15 protein-coding genes are annotated in these 16,359 nt (G+C 62.3%); 6 read left to right on the top strand and 9 right to left on the bottom strand.

Annotated elements, in window-relative coordinates; translation table 11 throughout:
* Positions 1–87: 87 nt before the first annotated feature.
* Positions 88–1,860, top strand: coding sequence for an alpha-glucan family phosphorylase (gene glgP / locus MchiMG62_RS06065; protein WP_221058387.1), 1,773 nt, complete (start codon positions 88–90; stop codon positions 1,858–1,860).
* A 156-nt stretch (positions 1,861–2,016) separates the two neighbouring features.
* Positions 2,017–2,214 (top strand): hypothetical protein, encoded by a 198-nt coding sequence (locus MchiMG62_RS06070; RefSeq protein WP_054847873.1) that lies wholly within the window; start codon positions 2,017–2,019, stop codon positions 2,212–2,214.
* 382 nt (positions 2,215–2,596) lie between these two features.
* Here the strand turns inward: MchiMG62_RS06070 and malQ are convergent, their stop codons facing one another.
* The gene (gene malQ / locus MchiMG62_RS06075) at positions 2,597–4,096 is read right to left on the bottom strand and encodes a 4-alpha-glucanotransferase (protein WP_221058388.1); all 1,500 of its coding nucleotides are present in this window, start codon (positions 4,094–4,096) and stop codon (positions 2,597–2,599) included.
* A 139-nt stretch (positions 4,097–4,235) separates the two neighbouring features.
* Here malQ and MchiMG62_RS06080 point away from each other — a divergent pair, with 139 nt between their 5' ends.
* Positions 4,236–4,421, top strand: coding sequence for a DUF2795 domain-containing protein (locus tag MchiMG62_RS06080; protein ID WP_054847872.1), 186 nt, complete (start codon positions 4,236–4,238; stop codon positions 4,419–4,421).
* A 12-nt stretch (positions 4,422–4,433) separates the two neighbouring features.
* Here MchiMG62_RS06080 and MchiMG62_RS06085 read toward each other — a convergent pair whose 3' ends face one another.
* A complete protein-coding gene (locus tag MchiMG62_RS06085) occupies positions 4,434–5,207 on the bottom strand; it encodes a TIGR04255 family protein (RefSeq protein WP_221058390.1) in 774 nt (257 codons plus the stop codon).
* A gap of 114 nt (positions 5,208–5,321) precedes the next feature.
* Here MchiMG62_RS06085 and MchiMG62_RS06090 point away from each other — a divergent pair, with 114 nt between their 5' ends.
* A complete protein-coding gene (locus MchiMG62_RS06090) occupies positions 5,322–5,888 on the top strand; it encodes a diacylglycerol/polyprenol kinase family protein (RefSeq protein ID WP_221058392.1) in 567 nt (188 codons plus the stop codon).
* Between the two features lie 545 nt (positions 5,889–6,433).
* Here MchiMG62_RS06090 and MchiMG62_RS06095 read toward each other — a convergent pair.
* From MchiMG62_RS06095 to MchiMG62_RS06110, 4 genes are all read right to left on the bottom strand, one after another.
* A complete protein-coding gene (locus tag MchiMG62_RS06095; RefSeq protein WP_221058393.1) occupies positions 6,434–6,802 on the bottom strand; it encodes a hypothetical protein in 369 nt (122 codons plus the stop codon).
* Positions 6,803–7,143: 341 nt separating this feature from the next.
* Complete coding sequence (locus tag MchiMG62_RS06100; protein ID WP_221058394.1) at positions 7,144–8,097, bottom strand: methyltransferase domain-containing protein; 954 nt, start codon at positions 8,095–8,097, stop codon at positions 7,144–7,146.
* A gap of 539 nt (positions 8,098–8,636) precedes the next feature.
* On the bottom strand, positions 8,637–8,813 hold the full coding sequence (locus tag MchiMG62_RS06105) for a hypothetical protein (protein ID WP_221058395.1): 177 nt from the start codon (positions 8,811–8,813) through the stop codon (positions 8,637–8,639).
* A gap of 105 nt (positions 8,814–8,918) precedes the next feature.
* The gene (locus MchiMG62_RS06110) at positions 8,919–9,686 is read right to left on the bottom strand and encodes a class I SAM-dependent methyltransferase (RefSeq protein ID WP_221058396.1); all 768 of its coding nucleotides are present in this window, start codon (positions 9,684–9,686) and stop codon (positions 8,919–8,921) included.
* A 239-nt stretch (positions 9,687–9,925) separates the two neighbouring features.
* On the opposite strand from MchiMG62_RS06110, the gene MchiMG62_RS06115 reads away from it, so the two are divergent.
* Entirely contained in the window at positions 9,926–10,954 is a 1,029-nt protein-coding gene (locus tag MchiMG62_RS06115) for a Fic family protein (protein WP_221058397.1), read from the top strand.
* Positions 10,955–11,068: 114 nt separating this feature from the next.
* Here the strand turns inward: MchiMG62_RS06115 and dnaJ are convergent, their stop codons facing one another.
* The 3 genes from dnaJ to MchiMG62_RS06130 are packed head-to-tail and all read right to left on the bottom strand — an operon-like array spanning position 11,069 to position 14,563.
* Positions 11,069–12,217: a molecular chaperone DnaJ gene (gene dnaJ / locus MchiMG62_RS06120; protein ID WP_221058398.1), complete on the bottom strand. Its 1,149-nt coding sequence runs from the start codon at positions 12,215–12,217 to the stop codon at positions 11,069–11,071.
* A gap of 5 nt (positions 12,218–12,222) precedes the next feature.
* Positions 12,223–14,049 (bottom strand): molecular chaperone DnaK, encoded by a 1,827-nt coding sequence (gene dnaK / locus MchiMG62_RS06125; protein WP_221058399.1) that lies wholly within the window; start codon positions 14,047–14,049, stop codon positions 12,223–12,225.
* Positions 14,050–14,053: 4 nt separating this feature from the next.
* Entirely contained in the window at positions 14,054–14,563 is a 510-nt protein-coding gene (locus MchiMG62_RS06130; protein WP_221058400.1) for a nucleotide exchange factor GrpE, read from the bottom strand.
* Between the two features lie 301 nt (positions 14,564–14,864).
* Here MchiMG62_RS06130 and purH point away from each other — a divergent pair, with 301 nt between their 5' ends.
* On the top strand, positions 14,865–16,349 hold the full coding sequence (gene purH / locus MchiMG62_RS06135) for a bifunctional phosphoribosylaminoimidazolecarboxamide formyltransferase/IMP cyclohydrolase (protein ID WP_221058401.1): 1,485 nt from the start codon (positions 14,865–14,867) through the stop codon (positions 16,347–16,349).
* Positions 16,350–16,359 lie beyond the last annotated feature (10 nt).

Below are 16,359 nucleotides of genomic sequence, written 5' to 3' on the forward strand. Positions count from 1 at the left end.
TCCGCCCGCCCCTCTCTACCGGATCGTATATAGGTGCCGCTGTCCGGGCACAGGCAGGTTCATATGGAGCAGAGGGAATGCAGGGCCATGGCGGCGAGGGACCCTGTCTGCGGGATGCCGGTGGACCCGGCAACGGCAACGTATTCAGTGGATATTCGGGGCGGGACCTACTACTTCTCGAACAAACTCTGCAGGGATACGTTCGTCGAGGGGGAGAAGATCGCCTACTTCTCGATGGAGATCGGTCTCGAGAGCGATATACCGACCTACAGCGGCGGTCTTGGGGTGCTTGCCGGGGACGTCATCCGTTCGAGCGCCGACCTCTTCATCCCGATGGTCGCGGTGACGCTCGTCAACCGGAAAGGCTACGTGCGGCAGCGGCTGACCCCGGAGGGCGATCAGGTCGACCTTCCGGACGAGTGGGAGCCGCGGGGGCACATGCGGGAACTCCCCGAGCGGGTGACGGTGCGGATCGGGGATGCGAACGTCGCGATCAGGGCCTGGATCTACGACTACTGGAGCCCTGTTGGCGGCCTCGTGCCGGTCTTCTTCCTCGATACCGACCTCCCGGAGAACACGCCGGATGACCGGGGGATAACCGATTGCCTCTACGGCGGCGACCAGGAGTACCGGTTCAAACAGGCGATCGTGCTCGGGATCGGCGGGGCCCGGATGCTCGCGGCACAGGAGATCAGGGTCGGCAAGTACCATATCAACGAGAGCCACTCGAGCCTCCTCACCCTCGAGCTCCTCAGGCGCCCGGGTATGGACGAAGAGAAGGTGCAGACACACTGTATCTTTACCACCCATACCCCGGTGGCGACGGCGTTCGAGACGTTCCCGCGTGAGATGGCGGTTCGCCTGCTCAGGGGGGAGGTCCCGCCGGAGTTGCTCGGGCAGTACGTCGGGGACAACGGGCTTGCGCTCGCGACCCTTGCGTTCCGCCTGAGCAGGTACGTCAACGGCGTGACGACGGCGCACATGAACTTCTCGCAACGGCTCTTTCCGGCCTTTCACATCCGTGCGGTGACGAACGGCGTTCACCCGCACACGTGGACGTCGGGACCGTTCCGGGATCTTTACGACCGCTACATCACCGGCTGGGCGCAGGAGCCGGAGCTGCTCGTCAGGGTCGACAAGATCCCGCACGAGGATATCAGGCACGCCCACCGACAGGCTAAGCAGACCCTGGTGGACTACGTCAGGGAGAAGAACGGCGTCGACCTGGACCCTTCCGCCCTCACGATCGGGTTTGCCCGGCGGGCGGCGGCCTACAAGCGGGCAGCCCTGCTCTTCTCGGACCTTGAGAAACTGCGGGAGGCCGGCAGGCGGGGGACGATCCAGCTCGTCTTTTCCGGGAAGGCCCATCCGGCCGACGCGGCCGGCAGGCAGGAGATCCGCCGGGTCCACGACGCCATGCACGACCTTGAGGGGGAGGTGACGGGCGTCTACCTCGAGAACTACTCGATGGATATTGCGGGCCTGATGACCGCGGGGGTGGACGTCTGGCTGAACACGCCCCTCCCACCCTACGAAGCGAGCGGCACGAGCGGCATGAAGGCCGCCTTGAACGGCGTGGTCAACTTCAGCGTTCTCGACGGGTGGTGGATCGAGGGCTGGATCGAGGGGACGACGGGGTGGGCGATCGGCCCCGGACCCGGTGCCCCGGTGAGCGAGGCCGAACGGCGGGCCCGGGAACTCCAGGACCTTTACAGCAAACTCGAGTACCTGATCATCCCCACCTACTACCTCCGGAAGGACGAGTGGGCGACGATCATGCGGAGCTCGATCGCGAAGATAGCCTATTACTTCAACACGCACCGGATGATGCGTCGCTACGCGACGGAGGCGTATCTCTAAAGGGGCCGGGGCCGAAAGGGGGCGGATCTTCTGCCCGAACGGCTCGTGTAACGGAGATGTTACGAGATCCTCGGAGATGTAACAGCATTGTAACAATCTTGACTATGCTGTAACAAAACTGTAACAATTAAATCCCGGCCCGAAAAAGATCCCTCTATGTCCAGAGTCGTCCGGGTCGACGAGGAGGCGCTGGAGGTCGCCCTCAAGTATGGGAAGAACCTCTCGCTCGGGATCATGAAGATGGAAGAGATGATCGCAAAGCAGGAGAAGGCGAAGCGTGACTACACCGCCATCGAGGAGATGGTCCGCCGGACGATCCGCGAGGAACTCGAGGGGCTGACTTCCAGATATTGATCCAGATGGCGGCCTCAAAAGCAACCCGGTAGAAGGGGTGCTCCTGCTCTTTGACTTCTGGACTCCGGAGAGACCATCAAGTAGGTCGTGTTGTCCCAGAACATGGAAACTAGCGTGTTTCCGAGAGTGCCCGATACACTGGACCATGGGGATATCGCCACTGGGGGAGGCGGCTCGCGGGGAGGGGGCATGCCCTCTCCCCTGTCTACACCTCATATGAGGATGGTTGTAACCCCACCCCTCCCGGCCTCCGGCCTCCTCCCCCGCCCCTGAGGGGCGGGGGCAGTGCGTGGCGATATCCGATGGAGATCCGTGCTCTGGAGCAACTCTGGGCAAGGCTATCTAGAGGATCATCCAGCGTTAAGGTTCCAGGACCACCGACTCACCCCCGCCCGGTGAGTTCCGTGAGTTCCCGGAGCCACTCGAACGGCGCACCGGCGAACTCCTCCGGCGTCATCCGCCACTCCCAGTTCCCTGTGGTGGTCGAGGGGTAGTTCATCCGTGCCGCGGCGCCGAGGCCGAGAACGTCCTGCATGGGAACGATACATGCCCGGGCGACCGATGTCATCCCGAGCCGGACGAACTCCCGGTGGACAGAGTCCGCCCTCACCTCCCGCCCGGCGTAGGCGAAGAACCGCTCTTTATCCTCATCCGTCGCCTCCTCCTCAAACCATCCCCGTGCCGTGTTGTTGTCGTGCGTCCCCGTGTAGCAGATGAGGTTATGGACGTAGTTGTGCGGGATGTGGGCGCTTCCTGCGATCCCCTCGCCGAACGCGAAGAGGAGGATCTTCATCCCTGGGAAGTCGAACCGGTCGAGGAGGGCCTGGACGGCGGGGGTGTTCGCCCCCAGGTCTTCGGCGACGATGGCAAAGCAGGGGTGCTTTCGGACGAGCGCCTCGAAAAAGCCGGCTCCCGGCCCGTCGACCCAGGTCCCGTGCTCCGCCGTCGGATCGCCCGCCGGGATCTCGTAGTAGTCGGCGAACGCCCGGAAGTGGTCGATCCGGAAGAGGTCGTAGAGTTCGCCGGACCGGGCGAGCCTGCCCGCCCACCAGTTGTACCCCCGTTTTCGGAGTGCGGCCCAGTCGTAGACCGGGTTCCCCCAGAGTTGCCCCGTCTTGCTGAAGATATCGGGCGGCACCCCCGCCACCACGGTCGGGCGGAGGTCTTCGTCCAGTTTGAAGATCCCGGGGTTCGCCCAGACGTCGACGCTGTCGTAGGCGACGTAGATCGGGATATCGCCGATGACCTGGATGCCGTGGTCGGTGCAGTACCGGCGGAGGGCCGACCACTGCCGGGCGGCGATGTACTGGAGGAACTTCTCCTTTCGTATCTGGTCGTCGAGCAGTTCGCGCATCTCCTTGAGGGCTTCCGGTTCCCGGGCCCGGATCTCGTCCGGCCACCGGGTCCACGCCTGCCCGCGGAAATGGTCTTTTAACGCGACGAAGAGCGCGTGGTCGTCGAGCCACCATCCCGCCCCGTCGCAGAACGCTTCGAACCTGCGATCCGGCCCGGAGTAGCGGAACCGCTCGTATGCAGCCGCAAACAGCCGCTCGTGGTACCACACGGCCGCCTCGTAGGCCGCCCGCCCGTCCGGAAAACCGGGCGCCGGCTCCAGTTCGCTCTTCCTGAGGTAGCCTTCCCGGATAAGCATCTCCGGGCTGATGAGGAGGGTGTTTGCGGCGAACGCCGACGGGCTCGAATAGGGGGAGTGGGCGTACGCCGCCTCTGTCGGGTTGAGCGGCAGGATCTGCCAGTAGTGCTGCCGTGCCCGCTCAAGCGCCTCGACGAACCGGTATGCCGCCGGGCCGAAGTCCCCGATGCCGTACGGCGACGGCAGGGACGTGATATGCAGGAGTATGCCGCTTCCCCGTGTCTGAATCATACGTCTTCTCCCGATAACTCGCCCTTCTGGGGCGGCCCCAACGTATAGTCTTATCCCGCACCGGTGAGGGGTACGGTCAAATAGACCCCGCTCCATAGGAGCCGGAAAGGAGGTGATTGAGACGGCGTTGCCAACCGCCATGACCACGTCCCGCGTTCACGAGTACCTCCGCGACGCCCCTTACCCGGCGACCCGGCAGAGCCTGGTCGCCTACGCCCGCGAGGCAGGTGCACCGGGCGACATCCTGCGGGCGCTCGCACGGTTGCCGGAGAGGCGGTATACGAGCCCGGACGTCGTGACCGAGACCATCGGGATGCTGATGTGAGGGTCCGGGATATCACCGTGCCGCTGCGGTCGCCGTCGCCTCCTCCCGGACGGTGAAGAGGTCGCGAAGAGTCTCCTTGATGCAGGCCTCGAAGATCTCCCGCACGTGGGTATGGGCGATCTCGAGCCAGTCGGCAACCCCGTCCGGCGGAATGTTCTGGCCTTCCGTCAGGTAGTAGTCGATGTTTAAGAGGAACGCGTTGTGCTCCGTCGATTCGGGGACGGCGTCGGTGAGTTCCACCCGGCAGTTGTCGCGGTTGTCGTGGAACGAGAACTCGCACCCGGTGATGAACCCCGCCGGCACCCGCGGGAGTTCCGGCGGGAGGGCGGGGTAGAAGGCGAAGTAGTCCGAGAGCGCCACCTCCCGCTCTGGGATCTCGATGAAGTTGACGTAGCGCAGGTTCATGGTGCCGATGGCGTCGGTGCCGATGACCTCCCGGAACCGGTCGAACGCGCCGTGAATCCGCTCCGAAAAGGCCTCCCAGTGGACGTAGGGTTTCTGGCAGCTCACCGAGAGCAGGCGGGGCCCGACCTGGACGGCGCAGCCTTCGTCCTCGGCAAGAAAGATCGAGCGTTCGCCGACCAGGAGTTCTTCGCGGAGTCCTTCAGGGCCGAGGAGCATCACCACCTCGCGCACGTAGCGCTGGTCGCGTTTCGGGTAGGCGTCTTTTAAGTGACCATACAGCATGCCGGGGTAGGTCAGGTCCCAGGGGGTGTCCTCGGGGAACCGGAACTCGCATATCACTTCGGCGGCGGGCGGGTTGACGTACTTCCGTACTTCTGCCATATTCTTCTCCCTCAGGGGGTGTTGGATGGAAGGAGACTATTTTAAGGTGACTGCTGCCGGGCATTTGCCGGAACCCGCACGAGGTTTATCTTCCGCGGTCGCTATCCGGGTGTGATGGGCGAAACGTTCCGCCAGACTGTCCACCTGCTCATGGGTCTCCTCGGCGCGGCGGTGATCCTCCGCCTGGACGACCGGGGAGCATTCGTCTTCGTGAGCGCCGCTCTCGTCATCCAGTTCCTCCTCTGCGACGCCTTCACCCGCGGTTACGACGTCCCGGTTCTCTCGCGGGTGATGGACGAGTCGGAGCGTACCGGGAAGGTGCCGCTCAAGGGCGGGATCGCCTACGCCGCCGGAGCACTCTTCTGCCTCGCGGTCTTCGGGAGGGGGTACACTGCGGTCGGCCTCGTCACGGTCGGAGTGCTCGACAGCGTTTCAACGCTCATCGGGCTGCGCTTCGGGCGACATACCCTCGTCGGGAAGAAATCGCTCGAGGGGACGATTGCCGGGGCAGCCGCGGCCGCGCTTGCCCTCTGCTTCCTGATCCCCTGGTGGGCGGCCGCGGTTGTGGCGGGGGTCGCCGGCATCATCGAGGCCTGCTTCCCGCTCGACGACAACGTGGCGATTCAGGTGGGGGCGTGCGTGATGCTGGCGGCGGTGGGAGTCGGGGTGGGGTTTGTTTGAGGAGGGTCTTTAGTGTGCATGGGGTCGTGCGGGAACCGAACCTGGGAAAAGCGAGGTTGTTTGACTGCGGCTGGCAGAATTGGCCGGGGCGATAAAAAGCCTGGTACAGGGGACCGTGGGCATATCGCCTCTGGGGGAGTGCGACTGGCCGAAGGTGCGACGTTCCGGAGAACGACTGTCCGTAGGATGTGATGGGCCGCTGGGCTGGAGTTTGAGAAGACCGGAGGTCTTCGAGGCGTGAGCGATAGCGAACGTAAGCACCGTTAGGTGCGAGGAACGGAGCTGGAGCACCGGTAGGAACGACGTTCCATGGGAACGGAGTTCGAGCACCGGAGGTGCGAGGTGCGGGGGCAGGAACACGAGAAGAACGAAGTTCTTTGAGGGGACAAGGGAGGGGGGCGCGCCCCCCTCCCCGTCAGCCCCACCCCGCGTGGCGATATCCACTGGAAAGCCGTAGGTGAGCAGGCGTGATGAGAAAGAAGGAGCATGGTTCCCCGAGGCCCACCGGTTGGGCCCTTACGGGGCGGGAAACCCGCCTCTCTTCCTCAGTGCTTCACACCCCGCTTCTTGAGTTCCTCCGACTTCTTCTTCGAGCACTCTTCGCACCGGAACTCGGGCGCAGGGTCGTTCGATTTGTCGTAGTTCTTCGCCCGGACGAGGCGGTAGCCCCGGGCGACTTTCCCGCAGTCCACGCACTTGACCTCTTCCCTGACCTCCCACTGGGCGGCGAGCGTCTCGGAGGTGAAGATGAACCGGTCGACCCAGAAGAAGATGAGGCCGCCGATGAGGTTCGCGATGATGGTGGCGGTAAGCGCCCCGAGGTCCGTGAGCAGGTAGAGCACGCCGGCGAGGATCGGCGTCGAGAGCTGCCACCGGATGAGATAAAGCCCGTATCGCTTAAGATTTACTCCCACATCTAGACCTTGGCGGGCGACCTCATAAAACCGGGGTCGGCATCAGTACCTCGCTAACGATCTTGAGGAAGTTCCCGGGAGATCAAACCACCGATCGTTCTTCGCACCCTCGGTGCTCATGCTCTTGTCGTTCCGACAGTCGCACTTCGCGTCCTTCGCGGCTCGAAACCTACGGCTTCTCAAACTCCTTCCCCAAAGGGGAAGTCGTTCTTCGCGTGAGCTGACCGGAATGGGCAACAATACGGTCTCACGCGAAGAGCGACGGATGGGACATCCGGAGCTTGAGAAACCCGAAGCCGCGAATGCCGGTGCCCGATGCTGCTGACTCCGCGTTTAAGGCGTCAGCCGAGCACCAGGATCCGGCGGGTCAGGCTCTTGTGCACCCGCTGCTCGTGCTCCTGCAGGACGGTGAAGTGTTGGGCGGCGATCGGCGTGATGTCGCGGTGCGTGACGACGACCGCGCGCCTCCCGGGCCGGAGGATGCGCCGGATCTCCGCAAGCGATCCGTCGTAGAGCTCGTCCATGCTCTCGGCGCGGATTCTGACCGACTGGCCGTAGGGGAGGTCGGTCACGACCGAATCAAGCGCCCCGTCGCAGATCGGGACCGCCGTAGCGTCGGCGATCAGCACATCGGACCCCGGGAGGTTCTGCCGGTAGCCGTCGACCATCGCGGGGTCGAAGTCGCTCCCGAGGATCCGGACGCCGATCTCCCGGGCTTCGAGCAGGATCCCGCCGGTGCCGCAGAAGGGATCATAGACCCGTTCCCCCGGGTGGACCAGGGAGATGTTCACGAGCGCCCGGGCCATCCGGGGCATCATCACGCCGGGGTGGAAGAACGGCCGGCGCATGGGGTTCCGGGCATCGAACCCGCCCCGGTCGATCCGGAGGATGACGCGGCCGAAGTAGCAGCGGTCTTCCGAGACGACGGCGCGGTATTCCTCGACCGGGTCGCGGAGCGAGACCGGGCCGGCGATCAGGGTTCCGATCAGCCGCTCCAGGTCGAGACGCTCGATATCCATCCTGCTCCCCTGGATCATCTTCCCCCGGCCGACGAACGGTTTTTCGGTCGTGATCGCGAGGTCGCGGAGGAGATCCGCAAACGCCGCCCTTGTGGGTTCGCACTCCCCGAGGTACTCCATCACCACATGCGTCAGGGCGAGGCGCCCGGCGGCCAGGGGGTCGGGGCACTCGGCGACCGCGACCTGGGCCCGCCGGTCGAGGACGGTTCCCACGCACTCCAGTTCCGCGACGGGAAGGTCGGGATGCTCGCCGGAGAGTTCGAAGAGCAGCTTCATTCCTATGGTATTGGGCCGGGAGGGGGATAAAACGGGGGGATGGGGGAAGCAGAGGTCTTAACATCGGTAGCCGAAAGACTGGTCAGGATGGCCCGACTGTTGCGGTTGCAGTTGGGCGCAATATGAAGCCTCGCTGTGCGTGAGTTCAGGCCATGAGGTTTAATCCCCTGGCACGGATTTCGAGGGATATCGCCACGCACTGCCCCCGCCCCGAGGTGTGGGGTGCGACGGGCCGTAGGGCCGGAGCATGAGCACCGTTAGGTGCGAATGAGGAGGCCGGAGGCCGGGCGGGGTGGGGGCTACGGGCAGCCCCTCCCCTGTCTCCGAGGTCAACCTAGTGGATTCTGGATCTGACTAAGAGACTGTTCCCTTCGCCCCCCCACCGCCCGCGCTTCGCGCTCCTCCCGCCCCCGGAGGGGGCGGGCAGTGCGCGGCGATATCCAGTGGGAATCCGTGCATGGGTTGGTGCGGGTAACCCCTCTTGGACGTCAGTATTCGCGCTTCCGACGCTCGAATCATAGCCTGCCCACCAACCCGGGTCACATCAGACCACTATAAAAAAGCCAAACCGCCAAAGTGAGAGGCTCCCCCTCCTCCACCGACGCTTTCATCTTGTCGCCGCCGCCCCGGAAGAAGCCCTTACCCTTCTTCGCGGAGGGTTCGGGATCCTCCCCCTCCAGGCGGTCGGGCACGACGATCCGCACCCGCGCAACCATACCGCCGTGCTTCGAGCGGCCGGACGCTATCAGGGTCGAGAGTCTTGCAGATCCGGTTTTCCGGGACTTGAGATCCGGCGAATTCTCGGGATCACGGAAATGTGGTCATATCTTCTTCCCGATATAAAAAACATATCCGTAATACCGTTTGTATTTTGAATACAGATCTGCTTCGCGCCTCATGAATGCAATCATATCCTCAACGGTTTTATTTCCCGCATATTTCTTCAAGAATTCCTCTTGCCGTGCTTTCTGCGGAACGAAATAATTGTCTATCCAGCACCGTTCAGGCAGCGTAAATGCGGCAACAGGAACATAACCTGCTTTTTGCATGATGGAGATGTTATGCGCTATCGTGCTGATTTCAGGAACCGCGTCCAACCACCACTTCTCAATCTCGGCGGGGCGTTCATCGGTATACCATGACTCGTACGTTACGGCGACATACCCATCTTTTTTGAGGAAGCGTCTCCAGTGATTCAAGCCCCGTTCAAAACCGATATTGGCGATAGCCCCCTCAGACCATATCAGATCAAATTCGTCGTCCTGAAACGGCAGATTATCCATCGACCCGACAATTCCTTTCACCCTGTCCTGCAAACCGAGTTTGGCGGCTGTTGCGTTGAGTTTATCAATCGAGCCGGCGTAAAGGTCGAGGGCGGTGATGGCTGCTTCTGTATTTTGTGCCAGAACCATTGTTTGAAAGCCTGTGCCGCAGCCTAAATCGGCAATTTTTGTTTTGTTTGAAAGGTTTCCGATAAAACCCAATGCCCTGATGGTTTCTTCGGGGCTGCCGGGTCCCTGCCGTTCAAGCTCTGTAAAAAATTCATTGATGAGGGCAAAATCAATTTCGTGGATTGTTGTTTCTTCCATGTCATACTCCTTAACTTCTAATTACACCTTAACGATTTTTGCCATGCCTTTACGCTTCCGCTCCTCTGCCGCAAGGTAACTTTCAGCGTCCTCAGCATAAGCGTTTTCAGCCTTTAATGCTTGATAAGACCGTCAACGCTCTGATGATTAATCCCCGCTTTCAATGAAGGCGATTACAGCGCAACCTGGTTAACCCTGCAGTAACCTTTTCTTCTCTCAAGACTGAGATCAACAAAGCCATGCCGGAACTGACGGTAAAGACAATCAAGGGCAATAAATACCTCTACATCAGAGATAAAGTTAAAGTTAACTCAAAATCGCTGCCGCTTCAGATATACATCGGAAGGCTCGAAACGGTAGCCCGAGAGGACGTTTTATCAAAACTCTCCGTTCTCCATACTCTCAGGTTAACAACATACCTCGATTACCGGCTGGAGCATTACTCCTTCACGGCCCTCGACAGAACCCGGGCCGTCGATCTCGAAACTCTTCATTACTTCTACGGACTTTTCAAGGAACTCTACCCCGATGAGAGCGAGCGTTATGTGGATGCAATGTATCTCAGATATGTTCAGGGCACGACGGCGATCGAGGGGAATACCATCAGTCTCCGGGAAGCGCAGGAACTCCTGGAACATAACATCTCTCCGGCCGGAAAGAAGATGGATGAGGTGTACGAGATCCTCAATTTCATCAACCTCCGAAGATACCTCGAAGGGTATTCCGGGGATATAACTGAGAAGCTCATCAGGAAGATCCACGAGATACTGATGAATGAGGTCCTCCGGGACCCGGGAGACTATCGGAACATCCAGGTAGGCATCGAGCGGGTGGACTATGAACCACCTCCCGCGATCCTCGTCCCTGAGGAGATGGGTGCTCTCATCGGGTGGTACCGGCAGAATAAACGGCACCTGAATCCGTTCGAACTCGCCGTAGTACTCCACACAAAATTTGAGATGATCCATCCGTTCATCGATGGAAACGGAAGGGTTGGACGGGCGTTGATAAATTTAGTCCTGGAACGATCCGGTTATCCAACGCTCTACCTGGGATTGGAACACCGGTCGGCCTACCTGAACGCGTTCGTGAAGGCAGATGACGGAGATTATGCCCCGATCATCGAGACGCTGTATACCATCTACAGAGAGCAGCACGGGCGAATCGCAGATGCGGTCGGGCAGAAATTTTCCGACGGAAACAGCAGGATCCGGGAGGAAAACGCCAGGCTCGTCCGGCAGTTCGCTGAACTGAAGAAAAAAGTCTGATGTCCGATCGAGCAGCCGCCCGGAGTGCAGGAACGACGGCCCGGGTTCAGATCCCGGCCGGGGCTCACACCAAAAGAGTTCAGAAGCCAGATCGACGAAGTGAGGGACTCCCTCTCACTTCACCGACTCTTTCATCTTGTCGACGACGTCCTGGAAGAAGCCCTTGCCCTTCTTCGCGCCCTTCGCGGAGGGTTTGTGCCCCTCGATCTCGAGCAGGCGCAGATAGAGTTCGCGCTCCTCCTCCGTCAGGCGGTCGGGCACGACGATCCGCACCCGCACCAGCATGTCGCCGGGCTTCGTCTGCCACCGGACGCCCTCGCCCGGGATCTTCAGCCCGGTATTGTGCTGCACGCCCGGCGGGACATTGAGGACGACCGTGCGCCCGTCGATCGTCTGCACCTCGACCTCGGAGCCCAGCACCGCCTGGGCCGGGGTGACATCGACCGCCGTCTCCAGGTCGTCGCCCCGCCGGGTGAACGACCGGTGCGGCGCGACGCTGATCTCGATATAGAGGTCTCCCGGCGGCGCACCGTAATCCCCGGCGTCGCCGTAGCCCTCCATCCGGAGGCGCATCCCCGTATCCACGCCCGGCGGGATCCTGACCTTCACCGTCTGCCGGGCACGCCGGTGCCCCGTTCCGCCGCAGGCCTTGCACCGGGTCTCGGGGACCCTCCCCCGGCCGCCGCAGGCGGTGCAGGGCGTCATCCGGACGAAGTTCCCGAAGATGGACTGGCTCATCTGCCGCATCTGGCCGCTGCCGCCACAGGTCGGGCAGGTGGTGGTCTTCTTCGTCTCGCTCCCCGAGCCGTCGCACTCCGGACAGGGTTCGACGTGGTCGACGCCGACCTCCTTCTCCGTCCCGAGCGCCGCCTCCTCGAGCGTGATGCGCATCTTCATCAGGAGGTCGGCACCGGGGCGCGGGCCGGCACGCTGCCTGCCCCCGCCGCCGAAGAAAGTCTCGAAGATATCCCCGAACCCGGAGAAGTCGGCGCTGAAGCCGCCCGAGTATCCGCCGCCGGCGTACGAGCCCTTCGACGCGCTGCTGTACGCCTCGTGCCCCATATTGTCGTACTGGGCGCGTTTCTGCGTATCCGAGAGGACGCTGTAGGCCTCGTTGATCTTCTTGAACTTCTCCTCGGCCCCCTCCTCCTTGCAGACGTCGGGGTGGTATTTTCGGGCCAGGCTCCGGTAGGCTTTCTTGATCTCCGCGTCATTGGCGCTCTGCGAGACACCGAGGATATCATAGTAGCTGTCCGGACCCATCGACCTCACTCTTTGACTTCGTAATCGGCATCGACGACGTTATCGCCCTTCTTTGCGGTCTCTTCCGCCTTCTGCTGCTGGGCGGCCGCCTGTGCCTGCTGGTACATCTTCGTCGTCAGCGCATATACCGCTTCGGTCAGGGCATCCATCTTCTGCTTGATCGCCTCGAGGTCGTCGCCCTCGAGCGCCTTCTTGAGGTCGGCGATCGCGCTCTCGATCTTCTCCTTGTCCGCGGCCTCGACCGACTCGCCTGCGTCCTTCATCGCCCGCTCGGCGGTGAAGATCGCGGTGTCGGCGGTGTTCCTGAGTTCGATCTCCTCGCGATTCTTCTGGTCCTCCTCCTCGAACTTCTTTGCGTCGTCCATCATCCGCTGGATCTCGGCTTCGGACGGGCGGGAGTCCTGCGGCTTGATGGTGATCGACTGCTCGTTCCCCGTGCCGAGGTCTTTCGCCGAGACGTGGACGATGCCGTTTGCGTCGATATCGAACGTGACCTCGATCTGCGGGATGCCCCGGGGTGCGGGCGGGATGCCCGTGAGCTGGAACCGCCCGAGCGTGAAGTTGTCCTTTGCGAGCGCCCGCTCGCCCTGCATCACGTGGATCTCGACCGAGGTCTGGCCGTCGGCGGCGGTCGAGAAGATCTGGCTCTTCCGCGTCGGGATGGTGGTGTTGCGCTCGATAAGCTTCGTCGCGATGCCGCCGAGCGTCTCGATGCCGAGCGAGAGCGGGGTCACGTCGAGGAGCAGGACGTCCTTCGTCTCGCCGGTCAGCACCCCTGCCTGGATGGCGGCGCCGAGGGCTACGCACTCGTCGGGGTTGATGCCTTTGTCGGGCTCCTTCTTGAGAACCTTCTTTATGGTCTCCTGCACGAGCGGGACACGGGTCGACCCGCCGACGAGGAGAACGTGGTCGATATCGTCGGCGCTCAGTTTGGCGTCGGAGAGCGCCTGCTTCACCGGCCCGAGGGTCGAGTCGACGAGGTCGGCGATCAGGCTCTCAAACTTCGCCCGGGAGAGATCGGTGTCGAGGAACTTGGGCCCGCTCTCCGTCGTGGTGATGTAGGGAAGGTTGATGTTGGTCTTCTGGACGGTGGAGAGTTCGATCTTCGCGTTCTCGGCTGCGTCGCGCAGCCGCTGCATCGCGACCGGGTCGTTCTGGAGGTTGACGCCCTCCTTCTTCCTGAACTCCTCGACCAGGTAGTCGACGACCCTCTTATCGAAGTCGTCGCCGCCGAGGCGGTTGTTGCCTGCGGTCGCCTTGACCTCGAAGACGCCGTCGCCGAGCTGGAGGATCGAGACATCGAACGTGCCGCCGCCGAGATCGTAGACGAGCACCGTGGAGTCGCCTTCCTTGTCGATGCCGTAGGCGAGCGCGCTCGCGGTCGGTTCGTTGATGATCCGGAGCACCTCGAGGCCGGCGATCGTCCCTGCGTCCTTCGTTGCCTGCCGCTGGGCGTCGTTGAAGTAGGCCGGCACCGTGATGACGGCTTTCGCGATCTTCTCGCCGAGGTACTCCTCCGCGTCCAGTTTCATCTTCTGGAGGATCATCGCGGAGATCTCCTGCGGGGTGTACGACTTGTCCCCGATGGTGACCTTCTCGTTCGTGCCCATCTTCCGCTTGATCGACTGGATGGTGCGGTTCGGGTTCGTGATCGCCTGCCGTTTCGCGACGTTGCCGACCAGCCGCTCGCCCTCCTTGGAGAACGCTACGACCGACGGAGTGGTCCTGCCGCCCTCGGCGTTGGCGATGACCGTTGCCCGCCCGCCTTCCATGATTGCCATGCACGAGTTGGTTGTTCCAAGATCGATACCCAGAACTTTTTCCGAAACCATTCTGTTATTCCTCCTTTCCTTTAGATACGACGACTTTTGCGCATCTGATGATCTTATCCTGCATACAGTATCCACGGACGGCCTCGTCGATCACGGTGCCCTCCTTCGCATCCGAAGGAACGTAGGCGATCGCCTCGTGCCGTTCGGGGTCGAAAGGAAGGTTCCGGCATTCGATGGGCGCAATACCGTGCCGCTCGAGGATGGTCATGAAGAGTTTCCTGATCTGTTCCACCCCTTCCGTGAGGCCTGCACCCTCGGCTTTCTCAGCCCGCTCGAAGTTGTCCACGACCTCGAGCAACTCCACCGCGAAGTTCTCGATGGCGAACGTCGTACGGGCGTCGAGTTCCCGGGCCATCCTTTTGCGGTAGTTGTCGAAATCTGCTGCAAGACGCAGATAACGACTGTTCAGGTCGTCATATGCCTTCTGCAGCTCTTCAAGCGCCGGAGATGCTGCATCCGCCTCGTTTGCGAGATTCTGGTGCTTCTCGTTTGGTTCGGATGTATTCCCCTTCATACGCCTAACCTGCTTTAAAACGATGTAATGGAGTTGTTCGATTATTTATTGCAATGTGGTTCTATATAATCTTAACTGAACCTGCAGCTATCCGCCTCCGGTAAGATGCCGGATTTTCGATTGGAGATTCATTCGGCGGAATTATCCCTCCGGTATCCGGATTCGCGCGAGGTGCGACGTTCTCCGCTCACGTCATGCAGACGCACCCCGTGAGCGGGCCTGCCGTCTTTCCGCCGGGGGAAACGCGGCCGGTTCTGCAGGCAGCGCCAGATATATCTCTCTACCCCTCGTATGTGTATCCATGAAGTGGGCACTGCTGTCTGTCTGGGACAAGGCAGGCATCGTCGATCTCGCAAAGGTGCTTGTCGAGCACGATTACGGGCTCCTGAGCTCCGGCGGCACCGGGGCCGCGCTCGCGGAGGCGGGGATTCCGTTCACCGACGTCTCGACATACACAGGCTCTCCCGAGATGATGCACGGTCGGGTCAAGACCCTCCACCCGAAGATCCACGGGGGCATCCTCGGCCGCCGGGGGATCGACGACGCCGTGATGCAGGAGCACGGGATCGAGCCGATCGACCTCGTGGTGGTGAACCTCTACCCCTTCGAGGCGATGAGGGATGCGGGGCTCGGCATCGATGAGATCATCGAGTACATCGATATAGGGGGTCCGGCGATGGTGCGGGCGGCGGCGAAGAACCATAAGTACGTCGCGGTCGTCATGGACCCCGGCGACTACGGGATGGTCGCGGACGCCGTCCGGCGGGGCGGGTTCTCCCCCGAAGAACGTCTGAACCTCGCTGCGAAGGCGTTTGCACGGACAGCCGCCTACGATGCCGCGATCGCGAACTACCTCACCGGCATCGACCGGCCGTTCCCCGACGTCCTCACCCTCCAGTTCAGGAACGGCAGGACGCTCCGCTACGGCGAGAACCCCCACCAGGCGGCCGCGGTCTACGGCGATGCGGGCATCGCGGGAGAAGAGCCGCTCCAGGGCAAACAGATGTCCTACAACAACTACCTCGACGTCGACGCCGCGGTCGGCCTGCTCCGCGAGTTCGAGGAATGCGCCGTGGTCATCGTGAAGCACAACAACCCCTGCGGCGTGGCGACCGGCGAGAACCTCCTCGATACCTACATCGCCGCCCGGGAGGTCGATCCGGTCTCGGCCTACGGGTCGATCGTCGCGATGAACCGCGAGGTGGGAGCGGACGTCGCCCGCGAACTCGTCGGGACATTCGTCGAGGTCGTCGTCGCTCCGTCCTACACGCCGGAGGCGCTTGAGATCATGAAGGCGAAGGAGAACATGCGGGTGCTCCGGCTGCCCGAACCGGTGGTGCAGGACGCGGTCCGGAGCATCGACGGCGGCGTCCTGGTCCAGCGGACGGAGCCGTTCCGCGAGGACTGGCAGGTCGTGAGCGAGCGGGAGCCCACCGCCCACGAGATGCGGGCGATGCAGCTTGCCATGAAGGTCTGCCGGCACACGAAGAGCAACGCCATCATCTTTGCGAACGAAACGGAGGTCATCGGGATCGGCGCCGGGCAGATGAACCGGGTCGAGTCGGCGGAGATCGCGGTCAGGAAGGCCAGGAAACCCCTTGCCGGGTCGGCGGTCGCGTCGGACGCCTTCCTGCCGTTCCCCGACACGATGGAGGTTGCGGCGGCGGCGGGCGCGACGGCGCTCGTCCAGCCGGGCGGCTCAATCCGGGATCAGGAGGTCATCGAGGCGGCGAACCGGCTCAACATCGCGATGATCTTCACCGGGGTGCGGCACTTCCGGCACTGAAACTCTTTTT

It is taken from the genome of Methanoculleus chikugoensis (assembly GCF_019669965.1).
GTDB classification, from domain to species: Archaea; Halobacteriota; Methanomicrobia; order Methanomicrobiales; family Methanoculleaceae; genus Methanoculleus; species Methanoculleus chikugoensis.

Bases quoted from the DNA above. Each gene is read 5' to 3' on its own strand.
- dnaK (WP_221058399.1), bottom strand. From the start codon at position 14,049: ATGGTTTCGGAAAAAGTTCTGGGTATCGATCTTGGAACAACCAACTCG.
- MchiMG62_RS06130 (WP_221058400.1), bottom strand. From the start codon at position 14,563: ATGAAGGGGAATACATCCGAACCAAACGAGAAGCACCAGAATCTCGCA.
- malQ (WP_221058388.1), bottom strand. From the start codon at position 4,096: ATGATTCAGACACGGGGAAGCGGCATACTCCTGCATATCACGTCCCTG.
- MchiMG62_RS06110 (WP_221058396.1), bottom strand. From the start codon at position 9,686: ATGGAAGAAACAACAATCCACGAAATTGATTTTGCCCTCATCAATGAA.
- MchiMG62_RS06115 (WP_221058397.1), top strand. From the start codon at position 9,926: ATGCCGGAACTGACGGTAAAGACAATCAAGGGCAATAAATACCTCTAC.
- purH (WP_221058401.1), top strand. From the start codon at position 14,865: ATGAAGTGGGCACTGCTGTCTGTCTGGGACAAGGCAGGCATCGTCGAT.
- MchiMG62_RS06100 (WP_221058394.1), bottom strand. From the start codon at position 8,097: ATGAAGCTGCTCTTCGAACTCTCCGGCGAGCATCCCGACCTTCCCGTC.
- MchiMG62_RS06070 (WP_054847873.1), top strand. From the start codon at position 2,017: ATGTCCAGAGTCGTCCGGGTCGACGAGGAGGCGCTGGAGGTCGCCCTC.
- dnaJ (WP_221058398.1), bottom strand. From the start codon at position 12,217: ATGGGTCCGGACAGCTACTATGATATCCTCGGTGTCTCGCAGAGCGCC.
- glgP (WP_221058387.1), top strand. From the start codon at position 88: ATGGCGGCGAGGGACCCTGTCTGCGGGATGCCGGTGGACCCGGCAACG.
- MchiMG62_RS06080 (WP_054847872.1), top strand. From the start codon at position 4,236: ATGACCACGTCCCGCGTTCACGAGTACCTCCGCGACGCCCCTTACCCG.
- MchiMG62_RS06105 (WP_221058395.1), bottom strand. From the start codon at position 8,813: ATGGTTGCGCGGGTGCGGATCGTCGTGCCCGACCGCCTGGAGGGGGAG.
- MchiMG62_RS06085 (WP_221058390.1), bottom strand. From the start codon at position 5,207: ATGGCAGAAGTACGGAAGTACGTCAACCCGCCCGCCGCCGAAGTGATA.
- MchiMG62_RS06090 (WP_221058392.1), top strand. From the start codon at position 5,322: ATGGGCGAAACGTTCCGCCAGACTGTCCACCTGCTCATGGGTCTCCTC.